At 54.6% G+C, this 22,707-nt stretch carries 19 protein-coding genes and 1 pseudogene; 15 read left to right on the top strand and 5 right to left on the bottom strand.

Annotated features, from left to right (window positions below; all coding sequences use genetic code 11):
* Positions 1-81: pseudogene (locus tag EI185_RS16590) on the top strand (IS5/IS1182 family transposase); the annotation flags it as partial.
* Positions 82-216: 135 nt separating this feature from the next.
* On the top strand, positions 217-1,110 hold the full coding sequence (locus EI185_RS16585; protein WP_124706266.1) for a crotonase/enoyl-CoA hydratase family protein: 894 nt from the start codon (positions 217-219) through the stop codon (positions 1,108-1,110).
* 4 nt (positions 1,111-1,114) lie between these two features.
* Here the strand turns inward: EI185_RS16585 and EI185_RS16580 are convergent, their stop codons facing one another.
* The 3 genes from EI185_RS16580 to EI185_RS16570 form a co-directional block, all read right to left on the bottom strand.
* Positions 1,115-3,259, bottom strand: a complete 2,145-nt coding sequence (locus EI185_RS16580; RefSeq protein ID WP_223247899.1) for an ATP-binding protein — start codon at positions 3,257-3,259, stop codon at positions 1,115-1,117.
* A gap of 12 nt (positions 3,260-3,271) precedes the next feature.
* Positions 3,272-3,703: a response regulator gene (locus EI185_RS16575; protein ID WP_124706265.1), complete on the bottom strand. Its 432-nt coding sequence runs from the start codon at positions 3,701-3,703 to the stop codon at positions 3,272-3,274.
* 90 nt (positions 3,704-3,793) lie between these two features.
* On the bottom strand, positions 3,794-4,861 hold the full coding sequence (locus EI185_RS16570; protein ID WP_124706264.1) for an HD domain-containing phosphohydrolase: 1,068 nt from the start codon (positions 4,859-4,861) through the stop codon (positions 3,794-3,796).
* Between the two features lie 264 nt (positions 4,862-5,125).
* Here EI185_RS16570 and EI185_RS16565 point away from each other — a divergent pair, with 264 nt between their 5' ends.
* From EI185_RS16565 to sucB, 8 genes are all read left to right on the top strand, one after another.
* Positions 5,126-6,325, top strand: a complete 1,200-nt coding sequence (locus EI185_RS16565; protein WP_124706263.1) for a malic enzyme-like NAD(P)-binding protein — start codon at positions 5,126-5,128, stop codon at positions 6,323-6,325.
* A gap of 4 nt (positions 6,326-6,329) precedes the next feature.
* A complete protein-coding gene (gene sdhC, locus EI185_RS16560) occupies positions 6,330-6,707 on the top strand; it encodes a succinate dehydrogenase, cytochrome b556 subunit (protein WP_124706262.1) in 378 nt (125 codons plus the stop codon).
* The gene (sdhD, locus tag EI185_RS16555; protein ID WP_124706261.1) at positions 6,695-7,030 is read left to right on the top strand and encodes a succinate dehydrogenase, hydrophobic membrane anchor protein; all 336 of its coding nucleotides are present in this window, start codon (positions 6,695-6,697) and stop codon (positions 7,028-7,030) included. The genes sdhC and sdhD overlap by 13 nt, the downstream gene beginning before the upstream one ends.
* Complete coding sequence (sdhA, locus tag EI185_RS16550; RefSeq protein WP_124706260.1) at positions 7,027-8,790, top strand: succinate dehydrogenase flavoprotein subunit; 1,764 nt, start codon at positions 7,027-7,029, stop codon at positions 8,788-8,790. Before sdhD ends, sdhA begins: the two co-directional genes overlap by 4 nt.
* Positions 8,790-9,488 carry a succinate dehydrogenase iron-sulfur subunit gene (locus EI185_RS16545; protein ID WP_124706259.1) on the top strand — a complete coding sequence of 233 codons (699 nt, stop codon included), beginning with the start codon at positions 8,790-8,792 and terminating at the stop codon, positions 9,486-9,488. Before sdhA ends, EI185_RS16545 begins: the two co-directional genes overlap by 1 nt.
* A 273-nt stretch (positions 9,489-9,761) precedes the next feature.
* Positions 9,762-11,288 carry a citrate synthase gene (gene gltA / locus EI185_RS16540; RefSeq protein ID WP_124706258.1) on the top strand — a complete coding sequence of 509 codons (1,527 nt, stop codon included), beginning with the start codon at positions 9,762-9,764 and terminating at the stop codon, positions 11,286-11,288.
* Positions 11,289-11,294: 6 nt separating this feature from the next.
* Positions 11,295-14,042, top strand: coding sequence for a 2-oxoglutarate dehydrogenase E1 component (locus EI185_RS16535; protein ID WP_124706257.1), 2,748 nt, complete (start codon positions 11,295-11,297; stop codon positions 14,040-14,042).
* Positions 14,043-15,164, top strand: coding sequence for a dihydrolipoyllysine-residue succinyltransferase (gene sucB / locus EI185_RS16530; protein WP_124706256.1), 1,122 nt, complete (start codon positions 14,043-14,045; stop codon positions 15,162-15,164).
* Positions 15,165-15,182: 18 nt separating this feature from the next.
* On the opposite strand, the gene EI185_RS16525 is transcribed toward sucB, so the two are convergent.
* Complete coding sequence (locus EI185_RS16525) at positions 15,183-16,679, bottom strand: HDOD domain-containing protein (RefSeq protein WP_124706255.1); 1,497 nt, start codon at positions 16,677-16,679, stop codon at positions 15,183-15,185.
* A 24-nt stretch (positions 16,680-16,703) separates the two neighbouring features.
* Positions 16,704-18,413, bottom strand: a complete 1,710-nt coding sequence (locus EI185_RS16520; RefSeq protein WP_223247898.1) for a sensor domain-containing protein — start codon at positions 18,411-18,413, stop codon at positions 16,704-16,706.
* A gap of 499 nt (positions 18,414-18,912) precedes the next feature.
* On the opposite strand from EI185_RS16520, the gene flhD reads away from it, so the two are divergent.
* The 5 genes from flhD (at position 18,913) to motB (ending at position 22,675) form a co-directional block, all read left to right on the top strand.
* Positions 18,913-19,230: a flagellar transcriptional regulator FlhD gene (gene flhD, locus EI185_RS16515; RefSeq protein WP_124706254.1), complete on the top strand. Its 318-nt coding sequence runs from the start codon at positions 18,913-18,915 to the stop codon at positions 19,228-19,230.
* A gap of 52 nt (positions 19,231-19,282) precedes the next feature.
* A complete protein-coding gene (flhC, locus tag EI185_RS16510) occupies positions 19,283-19,840 on the top strand; it encodes a flagellar transcriptional regulator FlhC (RefSeq protein ID WP_124706253.1) in 558 nt (185 codons plus the stop codon).
* 65 nt (positions 19,841-19,905) lie between these two features.
* Positions 19,906-20,676 (top strand): class I SAM-dependent methyltransferase, encoded by a 771-nt coding sequence (locus tag EI185_RS16505; RefSeq protein ID WP_223247897.1) that lies wholly within the window; start codon positions 19,906-19,908, stop codon positions 20,674-20,676.
* 151 nt (positions 20,677-20,827) lie between these two features.
* On the top strand, positions 20,828-21,688 hold the full coding sequence (gene motA, locus EI185_RS16500) for a flagellar motor stator protein MotA (RefSeq protein WP_124706251.1): 861 nt from the start codon (positions 20,828-20,830) through the stop codon (positions 21,686-21,688).
* A 24-nt stretch (positions 21,689-21,712) separates the two neighbouring features.
* Complete coding sequence (motB, locus tag EI185_RS16495) at positions 21,713-22,675, top strand: flagellar motor protein MotB (protein ID WP_124706250.1); 963 nt, start codon at positions 21,713-21,715, stop codon at positions 22,673-22,675.
* Positions 22,676-22,707: the final 32 nt, after the last annotated feature.

Genomic DNA, 22,707 nt, shown 5'->3' with positions numbered 1-22,707 from the left:
ACGCGCTACGTTAAAAACGCTTCCTCATTCCTGGCCGCAGTCCGCATACGCTGCTTGGTGCTTTGGCTCGCTATCTCGTGACGACACTATCTAACGATCAGGCAGTATATTTATTTTTGATTAGAAAGAATATTTACGCCGAAATATTTTTGTGATACCACTGACAACGCGCACATGCGCCGGCAGAGTCATCCCTCGATATACCAGGAGAAAATAATGAACGCAGTAGTGGAATTCCAGCAGTACAGCAATGACAACTTTGAACAGATCCGCACCCGTTTCGATGAAGAATATGGTGTCATGTGGTCGTTCATGAGGCCCGAACCTCGGCCATGTTTTACACGAACTGTTTTACAAGATCTCTTGATGTATCAATATAACCTTGAGAGCTTTAAAGGGCGTGTTGTAACCAATGGACAAATTAAACAGGCTAATTACATGGTTCTGGCCTCCGATCTTCCAGGAGTGTTTAATCTTGGTGGTGACCTAGCCACATTTCGCCGCGCAATTACACAACAAGATCGAGAAGGTCTCTTATCATATGCCAAGTTGTGCATTGATAACGTGTGGACTTACTACAATATGCGGGCCCCAATTACGACCATTTCCCTGGTTCAGGGACAGGCAATGGGGGGAGGATTCGAGTCGGCGCTTTCCGCACACGTGATGATCGCCGAGAAAAGTGCGTTAATGGGTTTGCCCGAGGTGCTGTTTAATCTCTTTCCGGGTATGGGTGCGTTCAGCTTTCTGTCGCGCAAAATCGGAATGCAGGCGGCCGATACCATGGTGCGTTCAGGCAAGGTTTATACAGCGACGGAATTGTATGGGATGGGAGTGGTGGATGTGCTGGCCGAAGACGGGCAGGGGGAAAAAGCCCTGTACGACTGGATACGCAAGAATCACCGTTCGTTGAATTCTTTCCAGGCCATACAGCGCGCCAAGCAGCGTGTAAACCCGCTTACTGTAGAAGAATTATACGAAATCACCGAGATTTGGGTGGATGCGGCGCTGCGCTTGAGTGAACGCGATCTCAAGATCATGGAGCGTCTGGTACGGGCGCAGAACCGCAAAGTGACGGAGCCGGCTATAGCAGAGCAAGCTATCGCATGAGGACTCAGCGCGCGGCTGTCTGCCGACGACTGAGATAGTCTTCGATAGCAGCCCGCGCCGCTGTGTAGTCAGTGCGTAAAAGTCCGAGCATGGCGATACCGCGAAAGCGCAGTTCGCCAGGATCAGCTTGATCCATGGTTTCGGCGCGGACGAAGACCCCTCGGGCACCGACGCTCAGGCTATTGCCTTTGAGCGCGTGGCAATGGTCGCGCAGTGCGCCGTATTGTTTGTGCTTGACCGCGTATTCGATCTTGTCCAGTAATTCGCTTGAATCACGCAAATAGTTGCGTAATAGGCGTTGCACAAACAAGGCATCCCCCGCCCCCAGGATTTCCAGTTCGCTGAGCGTGGCGGCATCCAGCACTGCGTTGGTTTCCGAACTGGCCGGAATCGGATTGGGATGGGAACCGCCCATGACCGTATTCAGCCAGGTTTCAGAGGTGGTGGCAGGCATGCCCAGCAGGTTTGCGATGGTGCTGAACAAAGTGGAGGCATCTACAGGTTTGCTCAGGAAGGCATCGAACCCGGCTTCCTTGCCTGACTGGCGCGCACCAGGAGTGGCATCGGCGGTATGCAGTATGAAACGTGTGCGAGTGTCGTCCGGCCTGGTGAAGCGATAGAGCTTCAAGGCATCCGTTCCGCTCATGCCCGCCATATTGAGATCGGCAATAACCAGATCGAAGCTGGCGCGTTCAAGGTGGTCGAGCAATTCTTCGCCATTGTTGGCCAAAGAGGCCTGATGACCGGCCAGCTCGAGTAAGCGCAGCAGTATTTTCTGATTGGTGGCATCGTCCTCGCATACCAGGATGCGCAGCGAACTACCGAGGTGGGCATCACGCGTAGCTGCTAACGGCACGACCCAGTCATGTTCGGGCTGAGTCAACAGCGTTTTTTCCAGCGGCATGTCAAACCAGAAGCGGCTGCCCATATTTTCTGCGCTTTCAAAAGAGAGGCGTCCCCCCATGGCTTCCACCAGATGCTTGGAAATGGTCAGCCCCAGCCCGCTACCACCGAAGCGACGGGTCGTGGAGATGTCAGCCTGGGTAAAGCTCTCAAATATTTTGCCCTGTGCACTGGTGGGAATGCCTACGCCGGTATCTGCGACTTCAAAACGTAGGTTGCAGTGATGCTCGTCTTCCCCGAGCAAGGTGACGGATAGGGTGACGCCGCCAAGTTCCGTGAATTTGATCGCGTTGCCTACCAGATTGGCAAGCACCTGCTGCAGCCGATGAGGATCGCCGCGCAGCATGTCCGTTGTGGTTGCGATATGGGTATCCAGGTGGATATTTTTGGCTTCAGCATTGGAATGAAAAATTTTTACGGTTTCTTCCAGCAGCTTATGTACGGAAAAGCTGGTGTGCTCGATAGTCAGTTTGCCATCCTCGATTTTGGCGAAATCCAGCACATTATTCAGAAGGGATACCAGTAATCTGGAAGAACTGTCCAGGGTGTCGAGCAAATCCCGTTGCTCGCTGTTGAGCGGGGTGGCTTTAAACAAGGTGCCGATACCGATAATGCCATTGAGTGGCGTGCGAATCTCATGACTCATGTTGGCCACAAAGCGGGTTTTCGCGGTGCTGGCTTCTTCAGCTTTAAGCTTGGCTTCGTTCATTCTGCTAATTAATGCGGCGACATAAATTGGCAAAGCGGTTAGCATCAATAGCAGCCCATAACCTATGGTGGTATGTTCCAGCCAGTATGGGTTAACTTGTGACGTAAAAACGAACCCTGCAACACTTAATGTTTGGGCATGGAAGAGGTATTTGTTGCCATATCTAAACCCGTTACCAAAAATTACCCATAAATATATACCAACCAAAAGGACGCCTGCTTCCCCGGTGAGTAACATAAACAAAGTGGTACTACCTTGATCTAGCCAAGCACCTGCGAGTCTGCGAGTGACTGAAGATTTTCCCGTATAAAGAATGGTGCCAATTATGATAAGGGTTAAAAATAAGAAGACGCTGATAATTTTTATGGCTATCAAATCATTATTTGTAAGCGTATTGCGGACAGTTAGCCTGACTATTAGGAAAGCTAAGATAGATAATCCGATACCCAGCCGAATCAACGATTGCTCAAGCTCCACCCTGTCGCATCTCGCAACATGATCGGTGAACCAGATTTTCATTTTTCCCAGCATGCTCATGGTTGGTCTGCTTTACCGCGTAGTGTATTGCCGCCTGCCATTTTCGAGCAGGGTACGAGCTATTTTTGACAGCTGTGCTGCGCGTGCGGGCTTGGTCAGGCAGGCCGTGACGCCTGCTTTCAGCAATTGCTGATGAATATTTTCATCTTTCAGCGCTGTCACCACGATTATCGGACACATGGGCTCGATTCTTGAATCGCGTACGGCATGGATGAAATGGATGCCATCCATCTGATACATCCGGTAATCGGTGACAATCAGGTCTACCTGTTTTTGACCCAGCCATTCGAGCGCGGCCTTGGGATCGGTCATGGCTACAATGCGCAAATCCATGGAAATGGATTTCATCACGGCAGTATGGATCGCCAGGACCATGGGTTGATCATCAATGATGAGCACGGTCTGGCGATAGGTAGGCGCACTGCGTATATTGCGGACGGACATATGACTGATGGAAGCGAATGAGAATAAATGCTGAGAAGAAGAGGATATCAGCATCATGGCGCACATTTATAGATTCCTCAAGCGCGAGGGTCAGGGGAGATCGGCAAATTCCGACTGTATTTTTTGCACATTCGCGCCGAGTGTAAGCATGATTTTTACCAGTTCAGGATCGAAATGCTGGCCGCTTTCCTTGAGCAAATACTGCATGGCTGCTTCGATGCTCCAGGCTGACTTGTAGGGACGTACCGAGGTAAGCGCGTCCAGTACGTCCGCGATAGCCACGATGCGCGCAGAAAGCGGTATCTCCTGGCCTGAAGTGCCAAGCGGGTAGCCCGACCCGTCGTAGCGTTCATGATGGGCCAGGGCGATTTCACCGCCCAGCCGCAGATACTTGGACGGGCTGTTTGCCAGGATGTCGTGACCGATTTTCGGGTGCTGGCGCATGACGGCAATCTCTGCATCCGTGAGTGGCCCGTTTTTGCGCAAGATGCTGTCGGGAATACCGATTTTTCCGATATCGTGCAGTGGCGCAGCAAGTTCTATGAGCTCCGCTTCCTCTTCAGGCAGCCCGAGTGCATCTGCCAGTATGCGACTATAACGCGACATGCGTAGCAAATGCCTGGCCGTATCGGTATCGCGGTATTCGCCAGCGCGAGCCAGCCGCATCAGGGTTTCCCTTTCACGGCAGCGGATTTCTTCAGTGGCCACGCTAACCATATCTTCCAGAACGCGGCTCTTGTCTTCCAGTGCCAGTTGCTGGTGGCGCTGCGTCAGCAGGTTGCGACAGCGTGAAAAGCACTCGCGCATGTCCACGGGCTTGGTCAGGAAATCGGTCATCCCTGCGTCCAGTGCAGCATAACGCGTTTCCATATCCTGCTTGATGGTGACCATGACGACTGGAACGTGCTGATAGCCGGGTAATTGACGCAAGCGGCTAATAAACTCGACACCATTCATGTCGGGCATTAAATAATCTGCCAGCACCAGATCGGCGGAGTGGGCTGCCGCCCAGGCCAGCGCAGCGGAAGGCGAGGTTTCCTCTTGTACGCTGATACCGGTGCCTATACCGCGCACGACCTGGGCGAGGATAGTGCGGCTGGTCGCCTGGTCATCAAGTATCAGAACTGTACTGGTTGTGGGCATATTGAAATTGGTCATGATCCCGTTTGGCAGAGATTCGACATGGAATGTCATTATATTAATATTATCGGCAGGACTAGCCGAAGCTTTATTCTGGCTGCGCTGTTTTACTCGCGTGTCCTATCCGTTGGCAACATAAGGATCAAGTAAATAATCTTAAACGTTTGATTTTTCATAATAAACACATGCATGGTAGCGCTGAGGGTATAATTTCCCACTGCCTACAATGTAGGCTCGCTTGCTTCATTATAACTACTGCGCAATCAACTATCCCGGAATCCCATGTCCTCATTCAAACAACAAGCTCTCGATTACCATCAGTTTCCCAAACCCGGCAAGCTCTCCGTTGAATCTTCCAAACCGTGTGCCACCCAGCATGAGTTGTCGCTGGCTTATAGCCCCGGCGTGGCGGAACCGGTACGTGCGATCGGTGCCGACCCGGAACTGGCCTATCGCTATACCAACAAGGGCAATCTGGTGGCGGTGATTACCGACGGCACGGCGATTCTGGGCCTGGGGAATCTGGGACCGCTGGCCGCCAAGCCGGTGATGGAGGGCAAAGGCGTACTGTTCAAGCGTTTTGCCGGAATAGACGTGTTTGATATCGAAATCAATGCACCCAGTGTGCAGGCATTTATTGATACGGTCGTGAATATTGCGCCAACGTTTGGCGGGATCAACCTGGAAGATATTGCCGCCCCGCACTGTTTCGAGATCGAAAAAGCGCTGTCCGAACGACTGGATATCCCAGTATTTCACGACGACCAGCACGGCACGGCAGTGATCATTTGCGCAGGCCTGATCAATGCGCTGCATGTTCAGGGCAAAAAGCTGGCCGATGCCCGGATCGTCTGTCTGGGCGCCGGTGCGGCGGGCAGCGCGTCATTACGTTTGTTGCTGGCCATGGGCGCGGACAAATCCAGGCTGCTGGTGGTGGATAAGGTGGGTGTCCTGCACACCGGCATGACCGATTTGCCGCCGCATCATGCTTTTTTTGCCGCTGAGACGGATGCACGGACGCTGGCCGATGCGATGCAAGGTGCGGATGCATTCATCGGCGTGTCGGCGGCCAATCTGGTGACGCCTGCGATGATCAGGAGCATGGCGGACAAGCCCGTAGTATTTGCCTTGGCTAACCCGGACCCGGAGATTACGCCGGATGCAGCGCATGCTGCGCGCGATGATCTTATCATGGCGACAGGACGTTCGGATTACCCGAATCAGGTGAACAATATACTGGGCTTCCCGTTCATTTTCCGCGGAGCGCTCGATGCCAGAGCCAAGCGTATTACACAAAAAATGCTGATAGCGGCCGTGCATGCGCTGATGGATTTGGCGCGCGAACCGGTACCGGCAGATGTTCTGGCTATATACAACCTGACCAAACTGGAATTTGGACGCGATTACATCCTCCCCAAGCCTTTTGATGCACGTCTGATGGAACGCATCCCGCCTGCAGTGATGAAAGCGGCAAAGGAGTAAACCGGTGCGGTATCCGTCCCGTCCGGTTTACCTCAACCTGTTTAAAATCCACCTGCCCTTGCCGGGGTGGGTGTCCATCCTGCAACGCATGAGCGGTGCCGTGCTGTTTCTGGTCACGCCGCTACTGTTATATCTGCTGCAAATCTCATTTGACGTCGACGGCTACACACGGCTGCGCGAGTGGCTGCACATGCCGGTGGTCAAAGTGCTGTCGACGCTATTGCTGTGGATCTATTTGCAGCACCTGCTGGGAGGAGTGCGCTTTTTGCTGCTGGATATCCATGTAGGCACAGCACTAACCATGGCACGCAAGCTGTCTGCAGTGACGCTGCTGGCAAGTAGCTTGCTGACTCTGGTCATTGCAGGGAGATGGTTATGGTAGGCGGTGCGCTGTCAACGTGGCTGGTGCAACGCGTGAGTGCACTGCTTTTGGCCGCGTACTCGCTGTTTTTCCCGCTGTGGGTCGCGCTGCATTGGCCGCTCGATTTTGCTGTCTGGCGCGGATTGTTCGTGCCTTTGCCAATGCGCATCGCGACATTGTTATTCGTGGTGGCGCTGGCGCTGCACGCCTGGGTGGGGATGCGTGATATTTTTATGGATTATGTGCATCCGCTCGGGCTGCGTCTGACTCTGCATATTGTAGCGTTGCTCTGGCTGGCGGCTTGCGTGGTATGGGCGACGGCGATTTTGTGGCGTTTATCATGATGCCGGTCAAGCGCAAATTCGACGCGGTCATCGTCGGTGGCGGCGGGGCAGGGCTGCGCGCTGCTTTGCAGTTGTCCGGTTCCGGCCTGCAGGTGGCGGTGGTGTCCAAGGTATTCCCGACGCGCTCGCACACGGTATCGGCGCAGGGCGGCATTACCGCAGCGCTGGGCAATGTCACGCCGGACAACTGGCACTGGCACATGTATGACACGGTGAAGGGCTCGGATTATCTGGGCGACCAGGATGCCATCGAATTCATGTGCCGCCATGCCGCCGAAGCGGTGATCGAACTGGAGCACATGGGGCTGCCTTTTTCGCGTCTGGACAATGGCCGCATCTACCAGCGCCCGTTCGGCGGCCAGTCGATGAACTACGGCGGCGCGCAGGCCACGCGCACCTGCGCTGCCGCCGACCGCACCGGCCATGCCTTGCTGCATACCTTGCACCAGCAGAATCTCAAGGCCCGTACCCATTTTTTCGACGAGTATTTCGCGCTCGATTTGCTGCGCGACGCCGATGGCTATGTGCTGGGCGTGACCGCGCTGTGTATCGAAACCGGCGCGCCGCTGGTGATCGAGGCGCGCGCCACGCTGCTTGCAACCGGCGGCGCGGGACGCATTTTCCGCTACTCCACCAACGCGCACATCAATACCGGCGACGGTCTGGGTATGGTGTTACGGGCAGGTCTGGCGCTGCAGGACATGGAGTTCTGGCAGTTTCACCCCACCGGGCTACCTGGTTCGGGTAGTCTGATTACCGAGGGCGTGCGCGGAGAGGGCGGGTATTTGGTCAACAACCGGGGCGAGCGTTTCATGGAACGTTACGCGCCGCACGCCAAAGACCTTGCCGGGCGCGACGTGGTGGCGCGCGCGGTGGCGCTGGAAATTCATGCAGGACGCGGCTGCGGGCCGCACGGCGACACCATCCATCTCAAGCTCGACCACCTCGGCGCGGCGCTCATCAAGGACAAGCTGCCGGGTATCCGCGAACTGGCGTTGCGCTTTGCCGGCGTCGATCCGATTGATGAGCCCATCCCGATTGTGCCGACGGCACATTACATGATGGGCGGCATTCCCACCAATCTGCACGGCCAGGTAGTCATGCCAGCCCGCTTCGGGCCGGAGGAACCGGTGCCAGGGTTGTACGCGGTAGGTGAATGCGCCTGCGTTTCCGTGCATGGCGCCAACCGGCTGGGCGGCAACTCGCTGCTGGATCTGGTGGTGTTCGGCCGCGCTGCCGGCAATCACATTATCGAAACCTTGCGTGAAAACCCGTTCGCGCGCCTGTTGCCGGAATCCGCGGCTGAAGGAGCGCTGACGCGGTTGGAGCGCTGGAATAAAACTGGCGCAGGGGAAAATGTGGCCGATCTGCGCCTGACGCTGCAAACGCTGATGCAAAGGCATTGCGGCGTATTCCGCACCGAGGTGCTGATGCGTGAAGGCATCGCTGCCCTGGATATTCTGCAAACCAGGCTGGAGGGCGTCCGCCTTGCCGACCACAGCCAGGTATTCAATACCGCCCGCATCGAGGCGCTGGAGTTGGAGAATCTGTTTGTCGTGGCTCGCGCCACGCTGGTTTCGGCACTGGCGCGCACCGAGAGCCGCGGTGCACACGCGCGTGATGACTATCCCGAACGCGATGACGACCATTGGCTTAAACACACCCTGTACACAAGTGAAAACGACCAGATCGATACCAAGCCGGTGCGCCTGAAGCCGCTCACCGTGGAGCCGTTTTTACCCAAGGAGCGAACCTACTGATGCGTTTCTCCATTTACCGTTACGACCCTGAGCAGGATGCCAAGCCGCATATGCAGGTCTACGATCTGGACATCGATCCGGCCGGCAACATGCTGCTGGATGCGCTGCTGATGATCAAGGATACCCTCGACAGCACACTCACCTTGCGCCGCTCCTGTCGCGAAGGGGTATGCGGTTCGGATGGTATGAACATCAACGGCAGCAACGGGCTGGCCTGCATTACTCCGCTGGCAGACCTGAAGCAGCCGGTGGAGGTGCGCCCGTTGCCGGGTCTGCCGGTGATCCGCGATCTGGTGGTGGACATGACACCGCTCAATCAACAGTATCGTTCGGTTGAGCCCTGGCTGAATAATGCCGACCCCGCACCCGAGATCGAACGCCTGCAAAGCCCGGAGCAGCGTGCGCAGATGGACGGACTGGTGGAGTGCATCCAGTGCGGTTGCTGCTCTTCCGCCTGCCCGTCGTTCTGGTGGAACCCGGACAAGTTCGTCGGCCCGGCCGGACTGCTGGCAGCCTATCGTTTCATTGCGGATAGCCGCGACCAGACTTCTGATCGGCGCCTGGACAATCTGCAAGATCCCTATCGGCTGTTTCGCTGCCACGGCATTATGAATTGTGTGACAGTTTGCCCAAAAGGGCTGAATCCCACCGCAGCAATTGGTAAAATGAAAACATTGCTGGTAAAGCGCGGTGCATGATTAAGGGCTCGTTCATGAATAAATGGACTTACGTTGTCGTGTATTCGGGCGTCTGCGGCGTTGCAAAGCTTGCGAATGGAACAACCATTCGCCGCGCTTCGCGCCTAGCATCCATCCCGAATACACGGCAACCCTTCGGGCTGGGGCCGCTTTGGGCGCATCCCGGCGTTGCGAGCCGCTTGTTGTGAATGACACAACCGCTCGTCTCGCGCCTTGGGCTGCATCCCAAAGCGACCCCAGCGTAAGTTCATTTATTCATGAACGAGCCCTAAATTGAACCGTCTGCGCTGGCGTGCCCGGCGCGGGATGCTCGAACTGGACATCCTGCTACAGGATTTTCTGGAGCGGCATTACCCCGATCTCCCATCCAGCCAGCAAATCGCATTCGGCGACTTGCTGGAACTGGGCGATAACGAGCTGTGGGATATGATCCAGACAAACCAGTCTGTGGTTCAGCCCGAACAGGCAATAATTATTGAATGGCTGCGTACAGGAAAGCAAAAAATGAAACCACCGACTAAAGCCACCCTCACTTTTGACAACGGCGCCAAGCCCATCGAATTGCCCGTGCTGTCCGGCAATCTCGGTCCCAGCGTGATCGATATTCGCAGCCTGGGAAAATCGGGTTATTTCACCTATGACCCGGGTTTCCAGGCCACAGCGAGTTGCAGCTCCAGCATCACATTCATAGATGGCGACAAGGGCCTGCTCTATTACCGTGGCTACCCCATCGAGCAGCTGGCGCAGCATTCCGATTTCATCGAAGTGGCATATCTGCTGCAATATGGTGAATTGCCCACAGCCGAGCAGAAGCAGCACTTCGACGCCACCATGCGTCAGCACAGCATGCTGCATGACCAGATCAACATGGTATTTCGAGGCTTCCGACGTGATGCGCACCCGATGGCCGTGATGGTAGGTGTGGTGGGCGCGCTGTCGGCGTTTTATCATGACTCGCTGGATATAAATGACCCGCGCCACCGCGAAGTGTCCGCTTTCCGCCTGCTGGCAAAAGTACCCACGATTGCGGCAGGAAGCTACAAATACAACACCGGCCAGCCCTTTATGTATCCGCAGAACCGCCTGGGTTATGTGGAAAACTTCATGCACATGATGTTTGCCACGCCATGCGAGCCTTATGTTGCCAACCCGGTACTGACGCGCGCGCTGGAACGCATCATGATCCTGCATGCAGACCATGAGCAGAATGCCTCCACTTCCACGGTGCGCCTGGCAGGTTCCTCGGGTGCCAATCCCTTCGCCTGCATTTCGGCAGGCATCGCATCGCTGTGGGGCCCAGCACATGGTGGTGCCAACGAGGCAGTTTTGAAAATGCTGGAGGAAATCGGTGATGTTTCGCGCATCGGTGCTTTCATTGAGCGTGCCAAGGACAAGAGCAATTCGTTCCGCCTGATGGGCTTCGGCCACAGGGTATACAAAAACATGGACCCGCGTGCCGCAGTGATGCGCGAAACCTGCCATGAAGTGCTGGATGAGCTGGGGCTGAACGACGACCCGCTGTTCAAGATTGCGCGCAAGCTGGAACAGGTCGCGTTGGAGGATGAATACTTCATCGCCAAGAAACTCTATCCCAATGTGGATTTCTATTCCGGCATTGTGTTGCGTGCGTTGGGCATTCCTGTAAACATGTTTACCGCCATCTTCGCGATGGCCCGCACCGCGGGATGGGTGGCGCAGTGGAACGAAATGATCGGCGACCCGGAAAACAAGATTGGCCGGCCACGTCAGCTGTATGTGGGGGAAGTGCGGCGCGATTATATTGCGGTGGACAAACGGTAAACTGATTTGGATCAATGGCAGTCACATAGCGCGCTGTTTTCCGGCAATGCGCCACTGCTGGAAGCGTTGTTCGGAGCTTATCAGGCTGACCCGGGCAGCGTGCCACCACACTGGCGCGCCTGGTTTGATGCGCTGCCGCCAGCCTCCGACCGGAGTCTGACGCCACCCCCTCTAACTGTATCCGGCACGCCATGTGACGTACGCCAGGTGAGCGTACTGCAACTGATCAATGCGCATCGTTTTCTCGGTGTGCGTCATGCCGATCTTGATCCGCTCAAGCGTTTTCCACGGCCTGAAGTTCCGGAACTCGATCCGGCGCATTACGGGTTGACGGCTGACGATAATGGCCGTCTATTTGATACCGGCTCTCTGGTAGCGCCTGCACAGGCCACCCTGAACGATATTTTGTACATTCTGCGGCGCACCTACTGTGGCACGCTGACGGCGGAGTATATGTATATTTCCGACAATGCGCACAAACGCTGGATGCAGGCGCGGCTGGAGGGCTGTCTCTCCACACCGCAGTTCGATGCACCACAAAAAAAACGCATACTTGAAGGACTCACCGCTGCCGAGACGCTGGAAAAATTCTTGCATACTCGCTATGTGGGGCAAAAGCGTTTTTCGCTGGAAGGTGCAGAAACCCTGATTCCCATGTTGCACGGTGTGATTGAAGGTGCGGCACAACGCGGTGCGCAGGAAATCGTGCTGGGCATGGCGCATCGTGGACGTATCAACGTACTGGTCAATGTATTGGGTAAACCACTCGGGCAGATATTCGGTCCGGCACAGGTCCACGTTGATGGCGCGTTAACCGGCGACGTGAAATACCACCAGGGTTTTTCCACGGATGTGGCGACCAGAAACGGGACAATACACCTGGCTCTGGCATTCAATCCTTCGCATCTGGAAATTGTCCATCCGGTGGTGCGCGGATCGGTACGCGCACGTCAGCAGCGTCGCGGCGATCACGACGGCACCGAAGTGGTACCGGTGATCCTGCACGGCGACGCCGCTTTCTCCGGCCAGGGTGTGGTGATGGAAAGCCTCAACATGTCGCAGACGCGCGGCTTTACCAATGGCGGCGGAATACACATTGTCATCAACAACCAGATCGGTTTCACTACCTCCGACCCACGCGATACACGCTCATCGCTGTATTGCACCGATGTGGCAAAAATGATCGAGGCGCCGGTGTTGCACGTCAATGCCGACGACCCGGAGGCTGCGCTGCTGGCGGTTGAGATCGCCCTCGATTACCGGCGCGAGTTTCGCAGGAACATCATCATTGATCTGGTGTGCTTCCGCCGCCATGGCCACAATGAACAGGATGAACCGGCTGTGACGCAACCGTTGATGTACCACAAGATTGCCGAACACCCTGGCACACGTACGCTGTATGCCGGCAAGCTGGCTGCACAAGACGTGATCAGCGAGACCGGGTCAATGGATATGATTTCAGCTTATCGGGAACAACTGGAAACCGACGAACGCATCGTGCAGCCTGCCGTGTCGCTATACAAACGCGCCTTCGCCGCCAACTGGAAAGCCTATCGCGACATCGACTGGAAACATCCCGCAGAGACTTTTTTGCCGCTTACCCAATTGCGTGAACTGGCGGAAAAAGCCTGTACTGTTCCGGAAGGCTTCACGCTGCACCCGCGCGTAGCCAAGATTCTTGCCGACCGCCGCGACATGGCGGCGGGGAAGTTGCCGCTGGATTGGGGAATGGCCGAGATACTTGCCTATGCCAGCTTGTTGCGCGATGGCTATCCGGTGCGGCTGTCGGGTCAGGATAGCGGACGCGGCACTTTTTTTCATCGCCACGCCGTGTTGCACGATCAGCAGCGCGAACGCTGGGATGCGGGCGAGTATGTGCCATTGCAACATATCTACCCGAATCAGCCGCATTTCGTCGTGATTGATTCCTTGCTCTCGGAACTGGCTGTGCTTGCGTTCGAATACGGCTACGCGACCGCCGAGCCGGACGAACTGGTGATCTGGGAAGCGCAATTCGGTGATTTTGCCAATGGCGCGCAGGTAGTCATCGATCAGTTCATCGCCAGTGGCGAAGCCAAATGGGGGCGCTTGTGCGGTCTCACACTGTTTTTGCCGCACGGCCAGGAAGGACAGGGGCCGGAACACTCTTCGGCACGGCTGGAGCGTTTCATGCAATTGTGTGCCAACGACAATATCCAGGTGTGCCAGCCCACCACTGCGGCGCAGATGTTCCATCTCATCCGCCGCCAGATGTTGCGCCCGTATCGCAAGCCGCTGATCGTGATGACGCCGAAGAGTCTGCTACGCGCCAAACCGGCCAGCTCGCCGCTCGAGGCATTCACTGCGGGCGAATTCAATGTCGTGATCGGCGCAGACGATGCGATAGATGCCGCTCGCGTGCGTCGCGTTGTGGCCTGCAGCGGCAAGGTCTATTTTGACCTTCTCAACGCATCCCAGGAACGCGGTATCACCGATATTGCTCTGGTGCGCATCGAGCAACTCTATCCGTTTCCACGCGACGCATTCAGCGCGGAAAGGGCGCGCTACCCGAACGCCACCGAGCTGGTATGGGCGCAGGAAGAACCGCAAAACCAGGGCGCCTGGTTTTCCATCCAGCATCATCTGCGTGAATGCATGGCGGCGACGCAGACCCTGAACTATGCCGGCAGACCTTTCGCCGCATCGCCTGCGGCAGGCTATCCTGAAGTGTATGAAGCACAGCGCAAAGCGTTGATAGACGAGGCACTCAAATAAATGCGGATCGAAGTCAAAACCCCCGAACTGTCCGATTCGATTACCGAGGGAACGCTGCTGGAATGGCACAAGCAAGTCGGCGATACCGTGGTGCGCGATGAAACCCTGATCGATCTGGAAACCGACAAGGTCATACTTGAAATTTCCGCCCCGGCTTCCGGGATACTGGTGGAGTTGCTGCGCGAGAACGGCGCGGTGGTGACGGCGGGAGAGGTGATCGCCCGGATTGAAAATGGCGAGCCGGAGACAACAACGCCTCCTTCGCCGACGACAACAATACCCGGGCAGCAAGAGAAAGTAGAGATAATCCTGGCGCAGGAGAAACCGTTACCTGTCGCGCAGCCTGTTCTGCAAACCTCAGTGCCAGAAGTGCCGGCTACGCCGTCTAAACCCGCACCTCCCCCTCTCGACACACGCCAGGGCCGGAACGAGCGCCGCGAACCAATGAGCCGTCTGCGTATTCGCATCGCCGAACGTCTGATGTCCGCGCAACACAGCGCCGCCATTCTCACCACTTTCAATGAAGTCAACATGCAGCCGGTAATGGACCTGCGCGCCCGTTACAAGGATGATTTCCAGCGCGAACATGGCGTCAAGCTCGGTTTCATGTCGTTCTTTGCCAAAGCGGCAGTATTGGCGCTGAAGCAATTCCCCGTCGTCAACGCCGCCATTGATGGCAACGATATCGTGCACCATGATTACTATGATATTGGCATCGCGGTTTCCACCACGCGCGGCCTGGTCGTACCCATTCTGCGCGACGCCGACTGCAAGGGTTTTGCCGATATCGAGCGCGCCATCGGTGACTTCGCCCAGCGTGCCGAGGCGCTGCAACTGACTCTGGAAGAACTCAGCGGCGGCACCTTTTCGATCAGCAACGGCGGCGTGTTCGGCTCGCTGCTCTCAACGCCGATTCTGAATCCACCGCAGTCGGCTATTCTGGGGATGCACAAAATTCAGGAGCGCCCCATCGCCGAGAACGGCCAGGTGGTAATCCGCCCGATGATGTACCTGGCGTTATCCTACGATCACCGCCTGATCGATGGCCGAGATGCTGTGCAGTTTCTGGTGGAGATGAAAACCGCGCTGGAAGACCCGGCGCGGCTGATGCTGGGTATCTGAGCTGTGGAATCTTCTGAGTCAAATGAGTAATGTGGAATTTTGCTGATAATGCTGTTCAATTGCGCTCACCAGTACTGAGCGCAGTTCATTCAGTTGCATGAGCTCAGCCGTATTGATATGGATTCCGTCAACGGCAGGGGTGGTGTCCCAGTCACCGTAGATGAAGCCTGCCGGATGACGATTTACTGTCAGGGGCAGAATGACGAAACTGTGCGCCGTTGGCAGCGCATCGCGCCACCAGCGTGGCAGCTTGTTAACAAAATTTGGGTCTTTGGCGTTCTTTACAAAAATTATTTTGTCGTTCGCCAGACCTGCATGAAAAACGTCGGGTTGATAGGCATCACTGAATACCAGGCGTGGCATGAGTTCCTGCATTTTTTCGCCAAAGCCGGTACGGGCAAAATACTTACCTTCGTTGCTGTTGCGCAGGAAAAAAATGGCACGGCTCAGGCCCAGACCCTGATAAACAGTTTCCAGTGCCATGGTCAGTATCTGGTATGCCGTGGCTTTGTTTGATATACCGTGCATATCGGCTACACCACGTTCCAGAATCGTCACAGCGTTTGCCGGCTGGTCGCTTTGTACAGAAGCAGCGGAGACCTTCTCAGGCGGATGTGTTTTAGCGACGCTGATAAACAGGGTATCTTTTTCAGCGGCTTGCTGGCCGGCCTGGATGGCTGTAAGCATTTCGGATCCATCCATCCCCAGCATATCGGCATAACTGTTTGCTATATTTGCCAGTTCGGCAGAGCCGGCGTCAGTCTCATCACACAGCACCTTGGCACAGTGGGTGGACATGGTTGAAACAGCGCCCAGCCACGCGGCATGATCCAGCGGTTCGTCCACGATTTTGGGTAATACATCCTGCATACTGTTGATGAGTACAGGCGGCAAACCCCATTTCTGGCCGACCCACCGGCCTATCTCGTCGAGCCCTATTCCCAGCGTATCGCACGCCGCCTGCGCTTCTTCGATGCCCTGCTCTGCACAGCGTGCCTGTACCAATGCCCAATGATCGGGCAGGTAAAAAGTCACCATCATGCGACCCAGGTTATGCAACATCGAACACACAACAGCTTCTTCAGCATCGCGAGCGCTGGCAGCGCCGGTGACTTGTCGCGCGATATGGCTGGCGAGAACTGCTTTTTCCATTTCATTGTGGGTGTTTGTCGAAGCTGCCGATGCCTTGGCCAGGCCATCTATCAGTTTTGAGCTCAGTGCCAGATGGCCTATTGATTCCGTACCGACGATAAGGACCGCTTTCGACACGGTGTTGATGTCCCGCCCGAACATCGAGTACATGGCGCTGTTGGCGAGCCGCAATACCTTTTGAGTCAGTGCCGGATCGGACAATACCGTTTTGGTCATGTTGAACTCGCGGTCACCCTCGTCGTGTACTGCGCTCATGATCATACTGACCACATTGGAAAAACCCGGTAAGTCACCCTGTTGCTTGACGCGTTTCCACAGCAATTCCAGGGTTTTTTGCGGATTACCGGTCGATATTGTGCTCATTGCATCAAAGACTTTCATAAATTTTCAGATTACGAACGCTGCTGCAGAATTGGCTTTCAGGGCCGCTATGGCTTCGTCGGGCAGCATGGGATGGCCTGTCAGAAACCCCTGGATCAGTGTGCAACCCTGTTTGGCGAGGAATTGCAGCTGTTGTTCATCCTCAACGCCTTCAGCGATCGTGTTGAGATTTAAATGGCTGGCCAGACTGATCACGACGTCGCAAATGGCCGCATCCTTAACCGAGCCAGGCAAATCCTTGACGAAAGTGCGGTCGATTTTAAGCGTGTTAATAGGAAAACGTTTCAGGTATGCCAGTGAAGAGTAGCCGGTGCCAAAATCGTCGATCGCGATGCGTACGCCGCGCGCGGCAATCGCCGTCAGCAATGTTTCGGCATGATCAGGATCCGACATCAGGATGCCTTCGGTGATTTCCAGAAGCAATTGACTGCCTTGCAGATCGGATAGCTTCATGGCTTCATCCACGGTTTCCAGAAAATGATCGTTCCTGAATTGTCTTGGACTGACGTTAACTGAGATATAGAGCTGACGTCCGGCCGCTTCTTCGAAATGCCTGATTTGCACGCAGGCTGCCTTGAGAACCCATGCGCCCAGCAAAGTGATCAGGCCGTTATTTTCTGCCATGGGAATGAACTGAATGGGAGGCACCAATCCCAGATCGGGATGCATCCAGCGCATGAGTGCCTCGAAACCCATAATCTGGCGTGTCGTTGCGTCGACTACAGGTTGATAATGCAATAGGAACTCGCCGTTCTTGACTGCCTCGAACATTGCCGCTTCGATCGAGACATCATGTACCGGTTTGGTGAACGTTTGGGGATCATAAAGTACGTAACGCGCTTTGCCGGTTTCTTTTGCGCGATACAGGGCTAAATCGGCATGAGCTAGAAGTGCCACCTCGTTATCGCCATGATTCGGATAGGTTGCTATGCCGATAGAGGTGCTCACGTACAAGGCGTGGCCCTGAATTTCGAAGGGTAACTGTATGGCGGCAATCATGCGACGCGCGACAATTTGAATGTCGGCTTCAGTCAATGCATTGGGCAGCAGGGCTATGAATTCATCACCACCCACGCGCGCCAGGGTGTCTGTGTCGCGCAATGTGTCACGCAGTCGCATACTGGCTTCGCGCAGCAAAACATCTCCCACCGGATGTCCCAGTGCATCATTGATTTTTTTGAAGCCGTCCAGATCCAGCGCGACGACCGCAAAGCCTTTTCCGGTCCGCCTGGCTTGTGCCATCGCCATGCTCAGGCGGTCTGAAAGTAGCGATCGATTGGGTAAGCCGGTTAACGCATCGTGGGTGGCCAGGTGGCGCAAACTCTCTTCAGTCGCCAACTGTTGCGCAATGTTTCTGCCCACGGCGAGCAGTTCCATATTGCCTTGCCCGGTAGCATAGGCAGTTATCAGAAAATCAAAGCAGTGCACCGAAGCATGAGTTTTTATCTGTACGTTTACCTGGCTGTGCCGACCCGACTGGATGGCCTGTGTGACAGCCGCGCTAATCAATGTATTTTCTTCCGGTACGGCCAGATCAGATAATAATAAACCAATGAGGATACCGTCAGGTTTGATCAGTTCGATGGTGCGCTTGCTGGCGGAAAGAATTTCACCTTTATCATTTAACTGAAAGACAGCATCTCCCGCAGCTTCCATCAAATTTTCCAACTGGATTTTGAGATTGGCGCGTGGTGGGATATCGGGCATGACAAACATGATGGGAATCTATCTCCAGTGGGGCATATCAAGAGCAGTGCACGGCATTATAGATAGGCTAAGTCCGCAATGAAGCCGTGCCTGATTGCGAGTAACTTTGCATTGATCCGGAGTGTTCAAATATTTTTTGCGGATGAAATACTGTCTGGCGCCATGATACCCGCGCATAGAATCGGATGGTAAACCGGTTCGGAACTATCTTCCAGCATTACCTCTGCATGTTTAATCCTGGTTGATCTGTGTCAATTTTTTTATGGGTTTAATCGGTCGTCTGATGGACAGTTCTTATCGGTATGGAAATGGTGGGGTATTTGAGCCCATAGGCTCATTGCCTGCAGGGAGCTTGTAAGACAAACACCTACAAGCGGTCTGTTGCCGTTTCTGACGTGAATTACAGAACATGGCCTATTTTCCCCGTTTGATTCAGGCTTCATTATGGCAACCACTGGGATTGCGAGTTGCAAACAGGTTACCGACGGTTACTGCTAAAGGAAAAAAAATGACAGCGAACGAAGTAATGACTGAAATCCGTGACGCCAACCTGAGCTATCTGATGCTTGCGCAACAGTTGATCCGTTCCGACAAGGCCACGGCGATTTTCCGTCTGGGGATCGACAATCAGATCGCCGATCTGATTTCAGGCCTGAGCAACGCACAAATTCTCAAACTGGCGGGTACCAGCATGATGCTGGCGCGCTTCCGTTTTGACGATAGCGCCATTCTCGGCATGTTGACCAATTACAACAAGGACCGCTCTCTGGCGCAATCACACGCCGCCATCCTGATGGCTGGACAACCTATAGAAGAAATCGCCTAGTCAATGTAAGCGCAACAACGCACATCAAATCGATTCAGACTGGAACGCAAAAATGACCAAGAAAAGCGTAGTAACCGAATCCAATGAAATTCAACTCGCAATCAAACTGGTCAATCTTGGCGCCCGCCTGCAATTGCTTGAGTCGGAAACGTCCTTGTCGCGCGAGCGTTTGCTAAAGCTGTACAAGGAACTCAAAGGGGTTTCGCCACCGAAAGGCATGCTGCCATTTTCCACCGACTGGTTTCTGACCTGGCAACCCAATATTCATTCTTCACTGTTCATCAATATTTATAATTATCTGGTAGAGCACGCCAAAGTTCATGGTATTGAGGCGGTGATGAAGGCGTATCAGCTTTATCTTGAGCAAATACAACCCGGCAACGACGAAGAACCCGTCCTGTCACTTACCCGTGCCTGGACACTGGTGCGTTTTGTGAGCAGAAAAATGCTTAAAACGACGACCTGCTGCAAATGTGGAGGTCACTTTGTGGTGAATAGTCTGGATCTGCATAATGACTACGCCTGCGGCCTCTGCCATATGCCATCCCGCGCCGGGAAAACCAAAAAAGTCCGTGAAGATGCCGCCGCTGCGCTGGCAATGGCAGCCTGATAAATATCTACCTCATAGCAAAGTAGCGATTAATCGTGGATAGCGGGATGCTGCCAGGTAGCCACGTGCACTCTTTCATATCCACACTGCGCATACCAGCAATCCAGGCACTGATTATTCAGTTCGTGTCGTTTTTTCTGGCCATACTGGCAATACGCGGAATTTGGATCCTGACTGACATGCAGGCAGGCATTGTTGCGGCTGCACTATTGCAAGGAGTCATTGCGGCTGCCTTGGCTTTCTGGCGGCGCCTTGCACCCTGGTGGTTAGCCATTCAATTTCTGTTTCCGGTCGCGTTGATAGCCATGCTTTCGCTTTCACTGCCGCCGGAAATTTTTCTTGGCCTGTTCGTTTTACTACTTGGTTTGTACTGGACGACATTCCGTACCCAGGTTCCGTTTTATCCATCCGGACTGGAAGCCCGGGAAGCAGTGGCCGGCCTGCTTCCGGTTGATCGCCCAATCCGTTTCATCGATATCGGCAGTGGTTTGGGTGGATTGGTGCTGAATCTTGCAGCGCGCAGACCGGAAAGCGCTATTTCCGGAATCGAACTGGCACCGCTACCCTGGCTGGCAAGCTGGCTGAGGGCGCAGCTGGTGCGCAGCCGCGGGCATTTTATCCATGGCGATTACACGCGTCTGGATTTTTCGCAATACGATGTGGTGTTTGCTTATCTGTCACCTGCGGCCATGTCTGCGCTGTGGGAAAAAGCCGGAATCGAAATGCAACCTGGCACGTTGCTGTTGAGTTATGAATTTTCCATTCCGGGCGCCGTTGCCGATGTCATTGTCACGTCCAAAACACAAGGGCCTACCCTCTATGCCTGGCGCTTTTGATTAACAGATGCAAGAGGGGGTGCGTTGCTCAAGTTCTTGTAACGTGCGTCGTAAACCTAAATGAGCGCGGCTTTCAGATTCCTGTTCAGTCAAATAGGCGTTCAGGCAGTCAGCTATCTTAAGAATCATATAATCAACGGAGTTTGAGCGCGTGTTAGTCATTGTCGGGTATATCGTTGTTTTAGCTTCCGTGTTTGGCGGTTTCGCACTTGCTGGCGGGCATTTGGCTTCGCTTCTGCAGCCGGTGGAGTTGCTCATGATCGGCGGCGCCGCGACGGGTGCATTTCTGGTTGGTAATAATGCCAAATCCATCAAGGCCACGCTCAAGGCGCTGCCCAGCCTTGTAAAAGGATCCAAGTACACCAAAGCGCTGTACATGGAGTTGATGGCGCTGTTGTATGAATTATTGAGCAAAGTACGCAAAGAAGGCCTGATGTCGATCGAGGGAGACGTCGACAGGCCGGAAGAAAGCCCGATTTTCAGCAAATATCCGGCGATTCTCTCCGATCATCATATTATGGAATTCATGACCGATTACCTGCGTCTGATGGTGGCCGGAAACATGGATGCATTCCAGATCGAGAATCTCATGGACAACGAGATCGAAACTCACCATCACGAAGGTGAAGTGCCTGCGCACTGTATTGCAAAACTCGGCGACGGCATGCCGGCATTCGGCATCGTGGCCGCAGTCATGGGGGTGGTCCATACCATGGCATCGGTGGGGCTGCCGCCTGCGGAACTGGGTATTTTGATCGCCAATGCATTGGTCGGAACCTTCCTCGGCATCTTGCTCGCGTATGGATTTGTGGGGCCGCTTGCCAGTCTTCTGGAGCAAAAGCTGCATGAATCCTCGAAGATGTTTCAGTGCGTTAAAGTGACCTTGCTGGCCAGCCTGAATGGCTATGCCCCTGCGCTTGCAGTTGAGTTCGGCAGAAAGGTGTTGTTCTCGACAGAGCGTCCTTCTTTCAGCGAACTGGAAGATCACGTCAAGCAAGCCAAATCCAAGTAATCAGATAGCTCAGCGGGAACAGACATGGCCGAAGCGGTACCACGCCCCATTATCGTCAAACGTATCAAGAAATCCGGGGGCGGCCATCACGGCGGCGCCTGGAAGATTGCCTATGCTGATTTCGTCACGGCGATGATGGCGTTTTTTCTGTTGATGTGGTTATTGGGATCCACGACCAAGGGCGAGCTGCAAGGCATTGCGGAATATTTCCAGACGCCTCTCAAGGTGGCCATGTCGGGCGGCTCGGGGAGTGGCGATAGTTCCAGCGTCATCAAAGGCGGTGGTAAGGATCTGACCAAACAGGTTGGGCAGATTAACAGGGGTGACAATCCAGCGCAGAAAAAAACCTATGATCTCAAGTCCGCGCAGGCTGACCTGGAGCGTATTGAAGCTTCTCGTCTGAAAGCCCTGAAGGGCCGTATTGAAGCCGCTATCGACGCCAACCCGACGCTGAAACAATTCAAAAAACAATTATTGATCGATATCACTACTGAAGGTTTGCGGATCCAGATTGTGGACGAAAAAAATCGCCCCATGTTTGCTTTGTCCAAAGCAAAACTTGAACCTTATACCAAGGAAATTCTGCACGATATCGGACAGACCCTGAATGACGTCCCGAATAAAATAAGTCTCTCCGGGCATACCGATGCAACGCCTTATTCAGGCGGAGGGAGCGGGTATAGCAATTGGGAACTGTCTGCCGATCGCGCTAATGCTTCACGCCGCGAGCTGGTGGCTGGCGGTATGGATGAGGGGAAAATATTACGCGTCGTGGGCCTTGCTTCAGCGGTACCTATCGACCGGAATGATCCGTTCAATCCCATCAACCGGCGTATCAGTATCATAGTCATGAACAAGAAAACAGAAGACGCCATAGCCAAAGAAGGGGGTGGAGTGGCGGATGTTTCCAGCGCAGCGCAGCTGCAACAAAGCCTGCCGGGAGCGAAGGCAATACCGGCAATTAAACCGGGTACTCAGGGGAAATAGAGCAGGTAGACTCTGGAAGTATCCGGATCACC

Origin of the sequence: Sulfuriferula multivorans (assembly GCF_003851125.1) — a bacterium.
Taxonomy (GTDB): domain Bacteria; phylum Pseudomonadota; class Gammaproteobacteria; order Burkholderiales; family Sulfuriferulaceae; genus Sulfuriferula; species Sulfuriferula multivorans.
Note: the sequence above shows the minus strand (reverse complement) of the source record. Positions and strands in the feature narration are given on the sequence as shown.